Source organism: Peribacillus sp. NPDC096622, assembly GCF_044762665.1.
Classification (GTDB): domain Bacteria; phylum Bacillota; class Bacilli; order Bacillales; family DSM-1321; genus Peribacillus; species Peribacillus frigoritolerans_B.
Map to the genome: position 1 here is coordinate 65,588 of NZ_JBIWES010000012.1, position 18,940 is coordinate 84,527.

Below are 18,940 nucleotides of genomic sequence, written 5' to 3' on the forward strand. Positions count from 1 at the left end.
GTACGGCTGTCCAAAAAAAATCCACTAAAAAAATGAATTTTCCTTGATGTACTTACATCTTATGATATACGTTAAGTTGATGAACGGTAATAGGTTTAGGCTTCCTTATTTTCGTAAATATAAAATGAAGGATGCCTACTTGTATAAATTGTTACAATACGTGGTAGTCTGTATGAACATAAGAAAGTTAAGTGAGTCATGCCTTTTCGAAACTTATTCTTTCTTGTATAATGGTTTTTCTTAATAATGGTAATAAACAGCTTTTCTCTGTAAAATACCTTTGTTAGGAATACTCTTTATTCAAATATTACATTTTATTATAAAGGGGTTTGAAAAGAATGATAGAAAATCCAAGCAGAGAAGAAATGGGAAAGATGTTGAAAAAATCGAAGCGCATCGCTGTCGTTGGTTTATCCAATAACCCTGAGCGCACTTCTTATATGGTATCGAAGGCCATGCAGGATAGCGGATATGAAATCATCCCGGTAAACCCTGCCGTATCCGAAGTGCTGGGTGTAAAGGCAGTTAAAGCCCTGAAAGATATTGAAGGGCACGTCGATATCGTCAATGTTTTCCGCCGTTCAGAGTTCCTTCCGGAGATAGCCAAGGAATTTGCAGAAATCGATGCAGATATCTTTTGGGCGCAGCTAGGGGTGGAAAATGAAGAAGCATATAATTTTTTGAAAGAAAAAGGATATACTGTCATCATGAATCGATGTATAAAAGTCGAACACGCCCTTACTAAGTAAAATGAAGAGCGGAACTTCCGCTCTTTTTTTAAGGTATCGCTGTCTCTCTTTGGGAAGAACTAAAAGGCGGCCATAGCAGGCATTGAGCGGTCGGGCAAATTTAGGCCGTTAAAGCTTAATTTGATTAAAATAATAAAAGTATATTTGCCAAATGAAAATTTACCGCTACAATTAGAATGGTAGCTATGATACGTTTTGTTCCACACAAATGTGCTAACGCTAATAAAAAGGACAAAAAAACAGAACACTTGTTCTTTGTTCGTGAAAGTATTATACTTGTTATAATGATATTAACGTATTAATGGATTTGTTAAGATAGTGAGTCATTTCATTGCAGTATGATTTGGCCCGGAAATTGTGTTTAGTAAGGAAAGGGGAATTTCTGTGGCAAAGAAAGTAAAAACAATCGAGTACAATGATGATGCAATTCAGGTACTGGAAGGACTCGAAGCGGTCAGAAAACGTCCCGGTATGTATATCGGCAGTACTGATGCACGCGGACTTCATCATTTAGTGTATGAGATTGTAGATAACTCCGTAGATGAGGCTTTAGCTGGATATGGAGACCAAATTAGTGTGAAAATACATAAAGATAACAGTGTAAGTGTGTCCGATAAAGGGCGTGGAATGCCTATTGGCATGCATAAATTAGGTAAACCGACACCTGAAGTAATTTTGACGATTCTTCATGCTGGAGGTAAATTTGGACAAGGCGGATATAAAACGAGTGGAGGCCTCCATGGAGTCGGTGCTTCGGTCGTTAACGCGTTGTCTGAATGGCTTGTCGTGACAATCAAAAGGGACGGGTTCATTTACGAACAACGTTTTATCAATGGCGGAAAGCCAGAAACCACATTGGAGAAAATCGGTAAAACCAATCAAGCCGGGACCAAAATCCACTTCAAGCCCGATCCTAAAATATTTTCAGTGACGACTTTTAATTATGAGATCCTATGTGAGCGTCTTCGAGAATCAGCTTTTCTTTTAAAAGGAATGAAGATAGAATTGACGGATGAGCGTAACGACCATAATGAAATTTTTCACTATGAAAATGGCATTGAAGCGTTTGTCGATTATTTAAATGAAGAGAAAGAGACACTTCATAGTGTAGTCAGCTTAGAAGGGGAACAAAATGGGATAGAAGTCGAACTCGCCTTTCAATTCAACGATGGTTATTCAGAAAATATTTTAAGCTTTGTGAATAACGTTCGTACAAAAGACGGAGGCACCCATGAGATTGGTGCCAAAACGGCCATGACACGGGCATTTAATGATTATGCCAGAAAAATGGGGCTATTAAAGGAAAAAGATAAAAACCTCGAAGGTACCGATATACGTGAAGGCTTGTCTTCAATCATTTCAGTGCGCATCCCTGAAGAACTTCTTCAATTCGAAGGACAAACCAAGAGCAAACTTGGAACCAGCGAAGCCCGTTCTGCAGTCGATTCCATCGTATCAGAGCACCTAGCCTACTTTTTTGAAGAAGATCCAACCACGAGTACCCTATTGGTTAAAAAAGCGATTAAAGCGTTCCAGGCAAGGGAAGCGGCACGCAAAGCCCGAGAAGATGCAAGAAGCGGGAAGAAACGGAAAAAATCCGATGCCATCCTTTCTGGGAAATTAACACCAGCTCAATCGAAAAATCCCGAACGAAATGAATTGTATCTTGTAGAAGGTGACTCTGCTGGGGGATCCGCTAAACAGGGGCGGGATCGCCGTTTCCAAGCAGTTCTTCCATTGCGGGGTAAAGTTATCAATACGGAAAAGGCAAAACTGGCGGATATTTTTAAAAACGAGGAAATAAATACGATTATCCATGCAATCGGCGGAGGTGTCGGAGCGGAGTTCAATACGCCGGATACTAACTATGATAAAGTGATCATCATGACTGATGCCGATACGGATGGAGCCCATATCCAAGTATTGCTGCTGACTTTCTTTTACCGATATATGAAGCCGTTAATAGAGTCAGGAAAGGTTTACATTGCCTTGCCCCCTTTATATAAAGTGAGTAAAGGGACAGGGAAGAAAGAAGTCATTGAATATGCTTGGAGCGACGAGGAACTTCAGGAAGCGATAGACAAGGTGGGGAAAGGCTATATGATTCAGCGCTATAAAGGGCTGGGTGAGATGAATGCCGATCAATTATGGGATACCACCATGAACCCGGAAACAAGGACATTGATACGTGTGAAGATCGATGATGGAGCACGTGCAGAAAGACGTGTGACAACTTTGATGGGAGATAAGGTTGAACCGCGTCGTAAGTGGATTGAAGCCAATGTCGCTTTTGGTCTCGAAGAGGAATCGAATATTTTAGATAATGAAAATATGTCGATTGAAGAGGAGGTCATTGACGATGGTATTTGAAGAAACGTTTCGGGATTTGCCGCTTGAAGAGGTAATTGGTGACCGCTTCGGCCGTTATAGTAAATATATTATTCAAGATCGGGCACTTCCAGATGCAAGGGACGGCTTAAAACCGGTTCAGCGCAGGATATTGTATGCGATGCATGTCGAAGGAAATACTCAGGAAAAAGGCTTTAGGAAATCCGCAAAAACGGTCGGTAATGTAATCGGTAATTATCACCCTCACGGAGATTCATCCGTTTATGAGGCAATGGTTAGGATGAGCCAAGACTGGAAGCTGCGGAAGGTCATGGTCCAAATGCACGGAAACAATGGTAGCATTGATGGTGATCCGCCTGCTGCGATGCGGTATACGGAAGCAAGGCTTTCATCGATTGCCTCCGAGATGCTGCGGGATATTGAAAAAAGGACGGTCGATTTTGTACCGAACTTTGATGATACTTCAGAAGAGCCCATTGTATTGCCTGCAATGTTCCCTAACCTGCTTGTAAACGGCTCTACGGGAATTTCAGCCGGCTATGCCACTGAAATCCCGCCGCATCAACTAGGTGAAGTCATTGACGCTGCCATTATGCGAATCGATAAGCCGGAAGCGACAGTCGCTGATTTAATGACTGTCATTAAAGGGCCGGATTTTCCTACTGGCGGTATCATCCAAGGTATTGAAGGCATTCGTAAGGCCTATGAAACAGGTAAAGGGAAAATAATCATTCGCGGGTTGGCGGAAGTGGAAACGATTCGGGGCGGCAAACAGCAAATCGTCATCACTGAAATCCCATATGAAGTCAATAAAGCAAACCTTGTTAAGAAAATGGATGAATTCCGTCTAGACCGGAAAGTGGAAGGTATCGCTGAAGTAAGGGATGAGACCGACCGTACAGGACTGCGCATTGTCATCGAACTGAAAAAAGAAGCAGATGCAAATGGAGTCCTGCATTATTTATACAAAAATTCCGATCTTCAGATTGCATACAATTTCAATATGGTTGCGATTTATAAAAAACGGCCAACATTGATGAGCCTGCCTAAAATGCTCGATGCTTATATCGAACACCGTAAAGAGGTAATCGTGAACCGTTCGCGTTATGAGCTGCAAAAGGCACATGACAGGGCACATATCGTCGATGGGTTAGTGAAAGCTTTATCTATATTAGATGAAGTCATCGCTGTCATCCGGGCATCTAAAGACAAACGGAACGCTAAAGATAACCTCATAGCTAAATTCGCTTTCACAGAAGCGCAAGCTGAAGCCATTGTCTCCTTGCAGTTATATAGGCTGACAAATACGGATATTACAGCACTTGAAGCAGAGGCAGCGGAATTGAAGAACAAAATTGAGGAATTGACAAAGATTCTTGGCAGTGAAAAAGTTCTTCTTCAAGTAATTAAAAAAGAACTTCGATTCATTAAAAAGGGCTTTGATGACGGACGGCGTTCTAAAATCGAAAAAGAAATTGAAGAAATCAAAATAAATCTTGAAGTCTTGATTGCGAGTGAAGACGTGATGGTTACCGTGACGAAAGAAGGCTATGTCAAACGGACATCGTTACGATCTTATGCAGCATCAGGAGGTCTTGATTTTGGCATGAAGGATTCCGATCGCCTACTCCAGAGGCTGGAGATGAATACAACAGATGTCCTGTTGCTGTTCACATCCAAAGGGAACTACCTCTATTGTCCAGTCCATCAGCTTCCTGATATTCGCTGGAAGGAAACCGGTCAGCATATCGCGAACATCATTCCGATTGACAGGGAAGAACAAATCATAAAAGCGATTCCAATCAAAGATTTTACCATGCCGGAATTCTTAGTGTTCATCACGAAAAATGGTATGGTGAAAAAGACAGAATTGGCTTCCTATAAAGCCCAGCGTCATTCAAAACCGCTGGTTGGTGTCAATTTAAAAGGTGATGATGAACTGGTCGATGTCCATCATACCGATGGACAGGCTGACCTTTTCCTAGTCACTCATAACGGCTATGGTTTATGGTTTGATGAAGAAGAAGTAAGTGTTGTCGGTGTCCGGGCAGCAGGAGTCAAAGGGATTAATTTAAAAGAAGATGACTATGTCATTGGCGGAAAGGTTTTGGCCAAGGATAGTAAAGAATCGATCTTTATCGTTACACAGCGCGGGGCCATAAAGAAAATGAAATTAACCGAGTTTGAAAAAACGAGCCGGGCAAAACGCGGTGTCGTGGTCTTGAGGGAATTGAAATCGAATCCTCATAGGGTCATTGGTTTCGATATCATTAACAAAACCGACAGTCTATTCATTCTTTCCGAAAAGGGAACCATTGAAACGGTTCATGCCGCTTCATTAAAAAATCATGATCGATATACGAATGGATCATTTATTTTTGATGAAACGGTTAGTGGAAAAGCGAAAGAATTATGGAAAATATCATTGGAAGATGACACCGCCATAGAGCAGTGAATCATTTTTTAAAACGGGATGCTGACCTTGATCAGCATCCCGTTTTATTTTACCGAAAATGATCAGTTATATCGACATGCCAGCACTATAGTTTGAGTCCTTTTATGAAAGCAATGACTCAATTCAATAATGACTTATTGAGTCAAATTTAAATCCTATAATTATAAACCTAATATTATTAAGAGCGCAGCAAATAATTCAATTTTGAATTTTACCATTAATTGAATCAACGTTTCAAAACGATTTATTTTTGGCACACTCCTTGCATATTGTTAGTATGACTTCTTTATTTTTGAATGAAGAAAGGGGAGGACCAATGGATAGACCTTGGATAAAGCATATCCCGTCCGGAAATCCAATAGAGATTGATATTCCTGAAATTTCATTGACAGAACTATTTTTTCAATCGGTCGAACAGTATTCGGAAAATACAGCGGTAACGTTCATGGAGGAAAGGTATACATATTCAGAGTTGGGGATGTTAGTGAAAAAATGTGCCCGCTTGCTTGCTGATGAAGGGATTGGAAAGGGAGAACGTGTGGCTCTTATGCTACCTAATTGTCCCCAATATCCAATTGGTTTTTTTGGAACTCTTTTGAATGGAGCCATTGTTGTCCAAATCAATCCAATGTATAAGGAGAACGAATTAATACATGTCTTGAAAGATTCAGGTGCAAAGCACATCATTGTGCTCGACGATTTATTGTCAATAGTTGAAGCCGTCATAGCTGAAACCGATGTTGAAAAGGTGTTGAGCGTGTCGCTGGAAAAGGGCAAATGTGAAATGACAAAAAAGCTGCTATCTGTAACAGAGGCGGATTTCACTGTGGAGATTGAACCTGCTAGAGATGTCGCCGTCCTCCAATATACAGGAGGAACGACAGGGCGTTCTAAGGGCGCGATGCTTACCCATCGTAATATCGTAGCCAATACGCTGCAAAGTGCAGCCACTTCAAGAATCAATACTCAAAAGGGGAAGGAAAGGGTACTAGGTGTTTCCCCATTATTTCATGTTTATGGCATGACTTCAGGGATGAACTTGACGTTTTATAATGGCGGGGAATTAATTCTTGTATCCCGATTTCAGGTAACGGAGATCGTCGAAATTATCAATAATCTTAAACCGACTATTTTTCCAGGGGTACCGACGATGTATATTGCTTTATTACAATATTACCAGTCCCAACCATTTGATTTGCATACATTGACATCTTGCGTTTCGGGTTCGTCACCATTGCCATTGAATGTATTGTCAAGGTTTAACGAACTTAGTGGAACAAAGATTGCAGAGGGCTATGGACTGTCCGAGGCGTCACCAGTCACGCACCGGAATCCAGTCAGCGGCCTGCAAAAACCCGGAAGTATTGGGATTCCGATACAAAATACGGATGCCGCCATAATTGACAATATTACAGGAGAGCCTGCACTTTTGGTTGATACACCAGGTGAATTGGTCATAAAGGGTCCACAGGTAATGAAAGGGTATTGGGGCATGCCTGAAGAGACTAGGCAGACGATTCAAAACGGATGGCTGCATACCGGTGATATTGCCAAGATGGATGAAGATGGCTTCTTTTACATTGTGGGACGGAAGAAAGAGATGATCATCGCAGGCGGATTCAATATTTATCCAATTGAAATTGAAGATATACTATACAGCCATCCTAAGGTTCTGGAAGCTGCCGTCTTTGGCGTTCCCGATCAATATCGGGGTGAAACGGTACATGCAGCGGTAGTTCTTAAACCAAGTGAAAGGATAACTGAAACCGAATTGAAGGATTATTGCCGAAAGCAGCTAGCTGCCTTTAAAGTCCCAAAAGCAATCACATTTGAAAGTGAACTTCCGAAGACGGCGGTCGGTAAAATCTTGAAACGCAAACTTCAAGAAAAACATATCGCTCATTCGGATAAGATATGAAAGCGCTAACAACCAATTCGGAGATAAAGGGGAATGCAAATGGACTTTCGCTTAGATGAAGACATCCTGCTATTAAAAGAAAATATACGCCAGTTTATCGAAGAACAAATCGATCCATTTTCCATGCAGATAGAGGATGAAGATCATATCCCGGAATCCATCATAAATTTATCGAAGGAAATCGGGCTATTTGGACTTAGTATCCCGGAAAAGTATGGCGGACTCGGAATCGGGATGGTGGGAAAATGTGCTTTATATGAGGAAATCGGCAAAACACATAATGGATATACCACTCTGATTGGGGCTCACACCGGTATAGGGACGGTAGGGATAGTTGAAATGGGCAATGAAATGCAAAAGGAAAAGTATCTGCCAGATATGGCAAGCGGTAATAGAATTGGCGCTTTTGCTTTAACTGAGCCTGCAGCGGGTTCCCATGCTACGAATCTCAAGATGACGGCTGTCAAAAATGGCGATAAATATATTCTAAATGGGACCAAGCATTATATAACGAATGCAGATGTAGCCGATATTTTTACAGTTATGGCCGTTACGGACAAAGATAAAGGTGCGAAAGGAATCTCTTCATTCATAGTAGAAAAAGATTTTCCTGGTTTTAGAGTTGGTAGCCTGGAAAGGAAGATGGGTCTTCGAGGCTCACATTCGGCCGAATTGTTTTTTGAAGATTGCGAGGTTCCTGCTGAAAATGTACTGGGGGACATCGGCCAAGGGTATGTAAATGCATTGAAGATCCTTGCAAATGGCCGGGCAGGCCTTGCTGCCCGTAATTTGGGGTCCTGTCAATACCTGCTCGATCTATCTACCAAATATGCCACAGAACGTGAACAATTCAATGTCCCGATCATTGATCATCAAGCCGTATCCCATATGATTGCCGAGATGGCAATGGAAATAGAAGCACTTCGCTCATTCACATACCGTGTTGCATGGATGGTCGATCAGAAAGAAAAAATCATTAAAGAAGCGGCAATGCTTAAGTTGTATGGTTCAGAAGTATATAATCGTGTCGCTGATAAGTCCGTTCAGATTCATGGCGGGATGGGATACATGAAGGATTATCCAGTTGAACGTTTCTATCGGGATGCCCGAATCACTAGAATATATGAAGGCACGTCCGAAATCCAAAAGAATATCATTACCGGACAATTAAAGAGAAAATATCAAAACTAGTCTAATTGGAAAGCGGAGGGGTTAAAATGGATTTACGACTATCAGATGAACAAAAAATGGTACAAAAAACAATACGCAAGTTCGTGGAAAATGAATTGATTCCATTGGAAAATGAAGTGCTTCGCAACGAAATGGCTGGAAAACCCAGTTTGCCAGAGGGGACATTGAAAGATTTACAGGAAAAAGCAAAAAAAGCTGGGTTTTGGGGCATCAATACCCCGGAGGAATTTGGCGGGGCTGACTTAGGGCAGCTCATGATGGCAATTGTCTTGATGGAAGTATCAAAAACGTTTGTACCATTCAGTTTTGGAGGTTCGGCTGATAACATACTTTATTATGCAAATGAAGAACAGAAACAGAAATATCTGATCCCTACGATTAATGGTGAGAAAAAGTCCTGTTTTGCCATGACGGAGCCGGGAGCTGGGTCCGATACGAGAAATATTAAAATGACGGCGGTAAAAGAAGGGAACGAATGGGTGCTGAACGGTGAAAAAACTTTCATTACCGGAGGAAATGATGCCGATTTCGTCATGGTCATTGCTGTAACAGACAAAGAACGTCATCAAGCAACCGGAACGGAAGGGGTAACCTGTTTCATTGTAGACCGTGATATGGGCTGGAGATCAGAGTATATCAATACGATGGGAGAATGGGGACCGGCCGGTTTAGTTTTTGATAATGTCAGGGTACCCGAAGAAAACATCTTAGGGGAAGAGCATGGCGGTTATAAACTAGGCTTGGAATGGATTGGGTTTGCAAGATGGATCGTGGGCGCACGCGCTGTCGGTTCTGCAGAAAGATTGCTGCAAATGGCTATAGAATACGCTAAAGAACGAGTCACGTTCGGTAAACCGATAGCTGAGCGCCAGGCCATTCAATGGCAGATAGCTGATTCCGCTGTAGAGATTGAAGCTGCAAGATGGCTTGTATTGAATGCGGCTTTTACACTTGATAATGGAGAAGACAACCGCCATTTAGCTTCAATGGCTAAACTCTATGGAGCCAATATGGGGAATCGCGTCGTGGATCGAGTATTGCAGATACATGGTGGCATGGGCTATACGAAGGAGCTTCCCATCGAACGTTGGTACCGCGAGGCCAGGCTTTGGAGGATTTATGATGGTACGGATGAAATACAGCGTATGATCATTTCCCGAAATTTGATCAAGGGCCATGTTAAATTAGGACAATTCTTATAATAGATTAGGAGGAAACGATTATGACAGGGAGATTTTCAGGGAAAACGGCTTTAGTTACAGGTGGAAGCAGAGGGATTGGCCGGGCGATCGTCGAACTATTTGCCAGTGAAGGCGCAAACGTAGCGATTATCGATATCAATGAAGAGGTTTTGACAGCAACAGGAAATGAATTAAGGGATAAGGGTTATACCATTTTTACTAAAGTGGCCAACGTGGTCAATTCGGAAGAGGTGGAAGCATCGATAAAAGAAATTGCCGACACATTCGGATCGCTTGATATTCTCGTGAATAATGCTGGGGTCATCCGGGATAATCTACTTTTTAAAATGACCGATTCAGATTGGCAGACGGTAATGGATGTGCACTTAAAAGGTACTTTCAATGCGGTGCGTGCCGCCCAGAAACATATGGTTGCAAATAAATACGGAAGAATCATCAATATTTCATCCACTTCGGCCCTCGGGAACCGCGGGCAGGCTAATTATTCAGCCGCTAAAGCCGGGCTACAGGGGTTAACAAAAACACTGGCGATTGAACTTGGAAAATATGGGATAACGGCTAATTCGGTCGCACCAGGTTTTATCGAAACCGAAATGACGAAAGAAACAGCTAGGCGGGTGGGAGTGAGTTTTGAACAATTCGTCCAGGATAGGGCAAACAGTATTCCGGTTGCCAGAAGCGGTTTGCCAAGTGATATTGCTCATGCTGTTGCATTCTTTGCCGATGAGGCATCCTCATTCATTAGCGGGCAGGTTTTATATGTTGCGGGCGGTCCAAAAAATTAAGGGAAAAGGCGGGATGTTATGTTCAACGAAAGTATTGGAAAACGATCCAACCCCGTTAAAAATATAGTTGAACGGGGAGCCGTTAAAAAATTCGCATTATCGATTGGTGATCCCCACCCGATTTTCATTGATGAAGAAACAGGCAGGCAATCAAGGTACGGAACGAATATCGCTCCACCAACTTTCCCAAGGGTCTTTGATTTCGGGAAGATTGAAAGCTTAAATCTCCCGAATAAAGGCTTGATTCACGGTGAGCAGATATATCGCTATAACAGGCCACTGAAAGTAGGGGAAGAAATCACCTGTTATACGGAAGTGAAAGACTACTACGAGAAAAAAGGGAAACAAGGGGAAATGGGATTTCTAGCCTTTAAAAATTATGGTACGGATGCAAATGGGGAAATTGTCTTCACTGCTGAACAGCTTGTCATTTTAAATGAAACGATCAGAAGGATGGTGATGAGTAAGTGACGACATTAACCGAACTTCATATTGGTGACTCGTTACATTCAATCGAACTTGCACCTGTAACGCGACTGGACCTCATTAAATATGCCGGCGCATCAGGTGATTTCAATCCCATTCATACGATTGATGAGGAAGCAAAAAATGCTAGTCTTCCAGGTATCATCGCACATGGTATGTGGACGATGGGAAACCTCGCAAAGCTTTTCAGTAATCTTTATGAAATTGGGTTTATCGAAGAATACAAGATTCGTTTCAAAGGCATGGTTTTCTTAAATGATGTCATAACTCTTCAAGCGGATCTTAAAGAAAAAAATGGGAATAGATATTTTTTTAACGTAGCGGCCACTAACCAGTCAGGTAAGGAAGCGATCAGTGGAGAGGTTATTTTTAAGACTTACTGAGGGAAAGTAGTGATGAAAATTATTTCATCACTACTTTTTTTGGGAGCGAAATTCGACAATTTTAAAGGAGTTTCGAAAATTATCCAGAATTGTACTTAAAAAGAATTCTTTTTGCGGCGGTGAATAGTAATGAATCAAGTGAAACAGGATTCTCAGATTAATTTACTCAAAGAGTGGACCTTTCCTGCACTGGTCGTGGATTCTGCAAATCGGATAAAGGATTGGGGAAACTATTTTAATCAATTGTTAAGTCAGGATGGTAATAATACACTAACCGAAAAATTCGATGAGTGGCAATTTCTAGATAATAAAAGGCTTGCAGCTGCAAGGCTGCATGATAAACGGTATTTATTTTTATTAATGAAACAAATGGATGCTGACAATACTCTTTATATAGGCAGTGAAACAGAATTTTTGGACGATTTGTTGATTGATGCTCATGAAACGGATAAATTGAATCGCGCACTGGATGCAATAATCGAAAATTCCTATGATGGAATATACATCACCGATCAAGATGGAATCACACTTTATACCAATTCGGCAATTGAACGGATCACTGGCATACCAAAAGAGTATTATATAGGCAAATCGGTGGACCAATTGATTAAACGCGGCATACTGAATGCGTCGGTGACTCATAAGGTAGTGAAGCTGAGGCGAACGGTATCAGTCGTACAGGATAATTTTGCGGGAAAGGAAACATTGATTACAGGAAGTCCCGTTTTTAATGAAGAAGGCGAAATAGAGCAAGTCGTTACGAATATAAGGGATTTATCTGATTTAAATGAACTGATGCATGAGTTGACGAAAGTTAATGAACTGAATAATCAATATAAGCAGGAAATTGAGAAACTGCGGAAGATAACAAGCAAAGATGGAGTCGTATTTGTCAGTGATAAAATGAAAATGATTTATGAGATAGCAGAAAGAATATCGGACATTGATGCGACAGTACTCATTCTGGGAGAAACGGGTGTTGGAAAGGATGTCCTTGCCCGCAATATTTATAATCGGAGCATCCGATCTAAAAAAGGAGACTTCATCAAAATAAATTGTGGGGCAATTCCCGCTGATTTATTGGAATCCGAGCTCTTTGGATATGAAGGAGGGGCATTTACCGGAGCCAATCAAAAAGGAAAACCAGGGATGTTTGAGCTGGCAGAGAGTGGGATCTTATTCCTGGATGAAGTCGGTGAGCTTCCCCTTCAACTTCAAGTGAAGCTGCTTCGGGCTCTTCAGGAAAGGGAGATTCAAAGAATCGGAGGTACAAAACCAAAGAAAATCGATGTTCGCATAATAGCAGCCACGAACCGAAATCTATCGGAAATGGTCAAATCTGGTGATTTTCGTGAAGACCTCTTTTATAGGCTGAATGTCATTCCGATTACGATTCCTCCTCTAAGGGAAAGAAGAGAGGACATCTTGGCATTGATTGACTTGTTTTTAACAAAAGCAAACGAACAATATAAATTCTCAAAAGAGATAGATTCGCGGTTGAAGGAATATTTTTATCAACATGATTGGCCAGGAAATGTCCGTGAATTGATTAATATAGTGGAAAGGCTCGTCGTGCTGACGGATAATCAAATATTATCTATTAACGACCTTCCGGAAGAATATCAGCCGGAAAATCGGAATCAGCCGAACCTCAATGCTACCTTAACTTTAAAGCAAGCGGTGGAAAGAGCTGAAAAGGAAATCTTGGCGAAAGCTGCTCAAACCTACCAAACTACATATGAAATTGCAGAAGCCCTTGATTCCAGTCAGGCAACAATTGTGAGGAAACTTAAAAAATATCGATTAAAGGTCATTGGAAAAGAGTAGGTAAGTATGAACAGCACCTCCATTGGTGGACTTTATCCACCAATGGAGGTGCTATTTTTTTGACTAAAGTTCCTAATGATATTTACGAGTTTTTTTGGGGGATAGCTTTATTACCTAATTTTTAATGTGTTTTTAGTGAATTATTGGTTTTGAGGTTGTTTATTTGTGCATTTTAACCAGTAATTTCGTGAAATGATTTAGGTTGTGAAAGGTATTTTTGAATCCTTTTCATGTTATGTCTTCATTTAATTCTTTTATTGATTCAGAAATGATTTTTTCAGTCAATAGTGAATGAAGGACATCCCGTATGGAACCGATACTTTTGATTTTTTACAATTCAATAATGAATTCACAGACTGGTGAATGTCTTATTGACGGTGATTTAATGTTTGGCACGGCACTTGCATTTATTAACAGGAAATTAATCTACGTATTAGTCCTTTAGAGGTGTGGAAGGGGTGAACGATCCATACGATATCATCGGGCAACCGTTATTAATGAGAAAGTGGAATCATTAGGCATGAAGAATGAGGAGTTACAACGTTAGGTGCATGTTTTGAAATAAGGGTCATAAGAAATGAAAGCGCTAACAACCGATCAGGTGCTTTTTTTCCGCTACATTTAAGCTATATCTGTGGCGGGGAAAAAAGGGACATAAAACAAACAGTTCCTATTTAATTGATCGACTGAATTACTTTCCCTTCCGGATAGGTTGAGCATGTGGGGAAATAAGTAAAAGAGTGTTTCTTTGCATTTTCAAATATGGACAGGATTATGAGTCAGGGAATGAACAGTAAAGTGAAATTCAATAATTACCAAGGAGGGGTTAAATGGAAATTTTGATCCAGCAGCTTTTTAATGGTTTGACGATTGGCAGCGTATATAGTCTTGTTGCACTGGGATTGACGCTAGTATATGGAATTTTGCATATCCCGAACTTCGCCCACGGTGCCCTATATATGTTGGGGGGATATATCACGTTGTCAATGATGACATTATATGGGGTCAATTACTGGATTGCCATGTTCGTATCCATTATCGTCGTTGGTTCGTTGGGAGTCCTTTTGGAACGTTTCGTGTTCCGCCTGTTAAGGCAGGCACCTCCATTGCACGATAAGATTGCAGCAATCGGCATTCTCCTTTTTCTTGAAGCTTTTGCCCAATTTGTCTGGGGTGCCGACTTCCATACTATGACTTCTCCATACAGTCAAGTCGTCAATATCCTGGGACTGACCTTCACACTTCAGCGATTATTGATCATCGTGTCAGCTATCGCAGTGATGGTTTTACTTTACCTTTTCCTAAAGAAAACTTATACCGGTTCGACGATAATTGCAATGTCCCAAAGCCGTGAAGGGGCGTCATTAGTGGGAATCAACATTAATAAGGTCGCGATGCTTACCTTCATGATATCGGGTGGATTAGCAGCCATCGCTTCATCCCTTGCATCACCGATTAACCTTGTTTTTCCCGGCATGGGTCATTTAGTCATCCTAAAAGCCTTCGTCATTATCATATTGGGTGGGATGGGGAGCATCCCGGGGGCGATCGTCGGCGGATATATCCTAGGTTTCAGTGAAAGCCTGGGTGCAACTTATATTTCAAATGACTATAAAGACATCATCGCATTCATACTTTTAGTCATCATATTAACGGTGAAACCAACAGGCCTTTTTGCAAAGGGGGAGAGGTAGTGTGAAGATATTAACGAAAAGAAATGGGATTATCGCTCTTATCATCTTTGCTTTTTCATTCCCCTTTATTGCGCAAAACGACTATTATCTCCATATGCTGACACTTTCGTTCATCTGGGCGATAGCTGTTTATGGTATCAATTTATTATCAGGTTATACTGGATATCTCTCGCTTGCACATGCTGGGTTTTTTGCGATTGGAGCATATTCTCTAGGCCTGCTGACGGTAAAAGCGGGAATGAACTTTTGGCTGGCGCTTGTATGTGCATGTTTAATCACATGTGCACTGGGGTTTTTAATCGGTTTGATCGCGCTGAGGACAAAGGAACACTTTTTCGCGATTTATACCCTATGTGTGGGTTACATCATATATCTGGTCATCGATAAATGGGAGGGACTTACAGAGGGGGTTAGGGGATTGATCGGGATCCCTGCTCCTGGGAATATAGGGCCGATCACATTCGATACTGCAGCATCCCAATATTATCTAGTTCTCATTTTCATGCTTGCAGTGATTTTAATCGTTTATCGGATTATACGCTCGTTGACCGGCAGAACGTATATGGCCATCAGGAACAGCGAGGACCTTGCACAAACGATTGGTATATCCACAATGAAGAATAAGTTAACCGCATTTGTCCTATCCACATTCTTTGCAGGTTTGGCAGGTGCCTTGTACGCTTCGTTCATTCGTTTCATTGGACCTGATATCGGATCAACGGCCATAATGTTCGATCTTTTGATGTATTTATTGGTTGGTGGAATCGGGACACTTTCAGGTCCATTGGTAGGAACATTATTGTTAGTAATCCTTTCGCAGAATCTGCAATTCCTTCAAGAATATCGAATGTTGATATTCGGACCATTGCTTACGGTGATCATTATCTTTTATCCGCGCGGAATAGCAGGAGCCTTCTTTGATAGGCAAAGAAAGCGAAAAGATAATACGCTGTCCGGGGTAAGGGGCGAATTGCACATAAAAGCTGAGGAGGGATGAATTTGCTAATCGAAACTAAGAATTTGACAAAGCGGTTCGGAGGACTGGCGGCCGTGAATAATGTTGATTTTTCAATGGAAAAAGGTAGAATCAATGCAATAATCGGACCAAATGGTGCAGGAAAATCCACTTTTTTTAACTTGATCAGTGGCTTTCATCGTCCAACTTCCGGGACAGTCCTTTTTAAAGGGATTGATATCACCAAACTTCCTGCCAATGAAATAGCAGGGCTCGGAATTTCAAGAACCTTTCAAACGACAAGCCTTTTCGATCAATCGACCGTGTTGGATAATGTCATTGTCGGTCATAGACTGCGAACAAAATCCAATTTAGTTGATGCCATTCTAAGAACAAAACGTTTAAAACGGGAGGAAGCGGCTTGCAGGGATAAGGCTATGGAGGTGCTTGAAATTGTCGGATTGACGGAATCGGCTGACAGAATAGTCTCGAGCATCTCGCAGGAGGAAAAGAAACGGACAGCTATTGCCCTTGCCCTTGCGACGGAACCGGAAATCATTTTTCTTGATGAACCTGCTGCGGGAATCAACCCGGATGAAACGGAGGGCTTGACGGAACTTATTAAAAATTTGAATCGATCAGGACTGACCATTTGTTTAATTGAGCACAAAATGCATATGATCATGAACTTGGCCGATCACATCATGGTCCTTAATTACGGTGAAAAAATTGCCGAGGGCACACCTAAGGAAATCCGCCGAAATGAAGCGGTTATTAAAGCCTATTTGGGAGGTAGTGCCAGTGCTTAAGTTAACAGATGTCGCCGTGAATTATGGGAGCTTCACTGCGATAAAACAGGTGAATATCGAAGTTGCCGAGGGAGAGATCGTTGTTTTGTTAGGAGCAAATGGGGCAGGAAAAAGCACGACTTTTCGTTCCATAAGCGGAATCAGTAAGCTGTCCAAGGGGGAAATTCATTTTCTGGGCATGCCCATAGGGGGCCGTGCCCCGGATAAGAATGTTCGGGAGGGGATAGTTCAGTGTGCCGAAGGACGTAAACTGTTTCCGCAGATGACCGTACAGGAAAATCTGAGGATGGGTGCCTATGTGCATCGAAAGAAAAAAGCGGAGATCAAGGATTCTCTGGAATACGTCTATCATTTATTCCCGATTTTAAAAGAAAAGCATCATGATGAAGCGGGAAGCCTGAGCGGGGGCCAACAGCAAATGCTGGCAATTGGAAGGGCTTTGATGTCGAAACCGAAATTGTTGATGCTTGATGAGCCATCGGTGGGACTCGCTCCACTCATAGTCGAACAAATGTTTCAAGTCATTGAAGAAATAAACCGCGAAGGAATCACGATCTTGCTTGCTGAACAAAACGCGAATGCTGCCCTCAGCATTGCGGATAAAGGATATGTTTTTGAAAATGGGGAAATTGTCGTCCAAGGGACAGCAAGTGAGTTATTAGCCAATGATGAAGTAAGGAAAGCGTATATTGGGGCCTGAAAAATTGAATGGGGGATTTTTATGAAGAAACTGAAAGTATTATTTGTCTTTCTCCTGCTAACCATCACTGTTTTGACCGGGTGCAATAAAGGGGATAGCCCTGTGTCCAGCAGTGGCAGTAAAGGAAAAGGTGAAAATGTCGTTAACATCGGTTTTAGCGGTCCTTTAAGCGGGGCAGCAGCGTTATATGGGAAACGAACATTGAATGGTGTTGAAATGGCCGTCAATGAAATTAATGATGCTGGCGGGTTTGAAGTAGATGGTAAGAAATACACGCTGAATTTAGTATCGTTGGACGATAAATACTTACCTAATGAAACAGGGTCGAATGCTAAACGTTTAATTCAGGAATATGATACGCCGATCATTTTCACGCCTCATAGCGGAGGTGTGCTGGCACTTCAGGTTTTTAATGAACAAGAGGAATTCATCATTGGTGCATATACGAGTGAACCGGCAGTGACCGAGAGCGGAAATTCATTAACTGTTCGAATTCCACCGAATTACGAGGGGTACATCGAACCTTTTACAACATATGCAATGGAACATTTCGGCAAGAAGATTGCCGCTTTGCCAACATCTTCGCAATACGGTAAAGATTGGACGGAAGCCGTGCTCCCACATTGGGAAAAGCAAGGCGGAAAAGTCGTTTATAATTCCTCGATTGATTTCGCCAAAGAAACCGATTTCTTTACGATTGTCACAAATGCCTTGAAAAAAGATCCTGATGTGCTATTTATCGGTGGAGCTTCGGAACCTACGGCAAAAGTGGCGAAGCAAGCTCGGGAGCTGGGATTTAAAGGCGGTTTCATCATCATGGATCAAGCAAAGCTGGATCAAATGAAGCCGATTGCAGGTTCATATGAAACATTGGAAGGCTCGATTGGCGTTCTGCCACTGATGGACTCAGATGAAGAAGCAGTGCCTGCTTTCGTCGAGAAATATCAAAAGAATTATAAAGAAGATCCAAGCTCCGAAGTTGGTTTGAATTATATCGCCATGTATGCTTTTGTGGAAGCGATGAAATCTGCAGGCAGCGTTGATGATGCCAAGGCCATCCGTAAACATATGCAAGACGGACTTTTAAATATAGGGCCAGATCAAAAAATATATGATATTCCTACGATCGATGAAAATGGAGGATTTGCATCAACTATTGTGGTCGGTGCAGTAGAGAACGGGAAAGTAGTCCCTATCCGTTAACTGGTAAAGGGATCGGGGCAGTTGTAGTATACTAGTTTAGAATTTTGTTATATTATTTGTGCGTGTATCGTTCCTAATCATAGGTGACGGTACACGTTTTTTATTGTTGAAAAAAATCCTGGGGGCAAAATTCTCAAAAATATCTTGTATCTAAGTAATGAAAACGCTAACATTGAATATAATATGAAATATAATTTCATTATTTTCTATTAAAAAATGAAATTATATTTAAGT

Annotated in this window: 15 protein-coding genes; all 15 read left to right on the forward strand. The window is 41.6% G+C overall.

Translation table 11 applies throughout. The features are described from left to right. Positions 1-338 precede the first annotated feature (338 nt). The gene (locus ACIQYG_RS19755) at positions 339-749 is read left to right on the forward strand and encodes a CoA-binding protein (protein ID WP_402841355.1); all 411 of its coding nucleotides are present in this window, start codon (positions 339-341) and stop codon (positions 747-749) included. A gap of 384 nt (positions 750-1,133) precedes the next feature. After that, positions 1,134-3,119, forward strand: coding sequence for a DNA topoisomerase IV subunit B (gene parE, locus ACIQYG_RS19760; protein WP_402841358.1), 1,986 nt, complete (start codon positions 1,134-1,136; stop codon positions 3,117-3,119). Then, complete coding sequence (gene parC / locus ACIQYG_RS19765; protein ID WP_402841361.1) at positions 3,109-5,553, forward strand: DNA topoisomerase IV subunit A; 2,445 nt, start codon at positions 3,109-3,111, stop codon at positions 5,551-5,553. The genes parE and parC overlap by 11 nt, the downstream gene beginning before the upstream one ends. A gap of 316 nt (positions 5,554-5,869) precedes the next feature. Next, complete coding sequence (locus ACIQYG_RS19770; protein WP_402841364.1) at positions 5,870-7,471, forward strand: long-chain-fatty-acid--CoA ligase; 1,602 nt, start codon at positions 5,870-5,872, stop codon at positions 7,469-7,471. Positions 7,472-7,510: 39 nt separating this feature from the next. Beyond that, positions 7,511-8,662, forward strand: a complete 1,152-nt coding sequence (locus tag ACIQYG_RS19775) for an acyl-CoA dehydrogenase family protein (protein WP_402841366.1) — start codon at positions 7,511-7,513, stop codon at positions 8,660-8,662. Between the two features lie 26 nt (positions 8,663-8,688). Continuing rightward, positions 8,689-9,864 (forward strand): acyl-CoA dehydrogenase family protein, encoded by a 1,176-nt coding sequence (locus tag ACIQYG_RS19780; RefSeq protein ID WP_402841368.1) that lies wholly within the window; start codon positions 8,689-8,691, stop codon positions 9,862-9,864. A 20-nt stretch (positions 9,865-9,884) separates the two neighbouring features. Further along, the gene (locus ACIQYG_RS19785; protein WP_402841371.1) at positions 9,885-10,649 is read left to right on the forward strand and encodes an SDR family oxidoreductase; all 765 of its coding nucleotides are present in this window, start codon (positions 9,885-9,887) and stop codon (positions 10,647-10,649) included. An 18-nt stretch (positions 10,650-10,667) separates the two neighbouring features. Beyond that, positions 10,668-11,120, forward strand: coding sequence for a MaoC family dehydratase N-terminal domain-containing protein (locus tag ACIQYG_RS19790; RefSeq protein ID WP_402841373.1), 453 nt, complete (start codon positions 10,668-10,670; stop codon positions 11,118-11,120). Further along, positions 11,117-11,518 (forward strand): MaoC/PaaZ C-terminal domain-containing protein, encoded by a 402-nt coding sequence (locus ACIQYG_RS19795; protein WP_402841376.1) that lies wholly within the window; start codon positions 11,117-11,119, stop codon positions 11,516-11,518. Before ACIQYG_RS19790 ends, ACIQYG_RS19795 begins: the two co-directional genes overlap by 4 nt. A gap of 129 nt (positions 11,519-11,647) precedes the next feature. Continuing rightward, positions 11,648-13,345 carry a sigma-54 interaction domain-containing protein gene (locus ACIQYG_RS19800; RefSeq protein ID WP_402841379.1) on the forward strand — a complete coding sequence of 566 codons (1,698 nt, stop codon included), beginning with the start codon at positions 11,648-11,650 and terminating at the stop codon, positions 13,343-13,345. Positions 13,346-14,175: 830 nt separating this feature from the next. Further along, complete coding sequence (locus tag ACIQYG_RS19805) at positions 14,176-15,039, forward strand: branched-chain amino acid ABC transporter permease (protein WP_402841382.1); 864 nt, start codon at positions 14,176-14,178, stop codon at positions 15,037-15,039. A 1-nt stretch (position 15,040) separates the two neighbouring features. Further along, positions 15,041-16,036 (forward strand): branched-chain amino acid ABC transporter permease, encoded by a 996-nt coding sequence (locus ACIQYG_RS19810; protein WP_402841385.1) that lies wholly within the window; start codon positions 15,041-15,043, stop codon positions 16,034-16,036. Next, complete coding sequence (locus tag ACIQYG_RS19815) at positions 16,033-16,803, forward strand: ABC transporter ATP-binding protein (protein ID WP_402841388.1); 771 nt, start codon at positions 16,033-16,035, stop codon at positions 16,801-16,803. The genes ACIQYG_RS19810 and ACIQYG_RS19815 overlap by 4 nt, the downstream gene beginning before the upstream one ends. Continuing rightward, on the forward strand, positions 16,796-17,503 hold the full coding sequence (locus ACIQYG_RS19820) for an ABC transporter ATP-binding protein (RefSeq protein WP_402841391.1): 708 nt from the start codon (positions 16,796-16,798) through the stop codon (positions 17,501-17,503). Before ACIQYG_RS19815 ends, ACIQYG_RS19820 begins: the two co-directional genes overlap by 8 nt. Positions 17,504-17,524: 21 nt before the next feature. Then, positions 17,525-18,706, forward strand: coding sequence for an ABC transporter substrate-binding protein (locus tag ACIQYG_RS19825; RefSeq protein ID WP_402841393.1), 1,182 nt, complete (start codon positions 17,525-17,527; stop codon positions 18,704-18,706). Positions 18,707-18,940 lie beyond the last annotated feature (234 nt).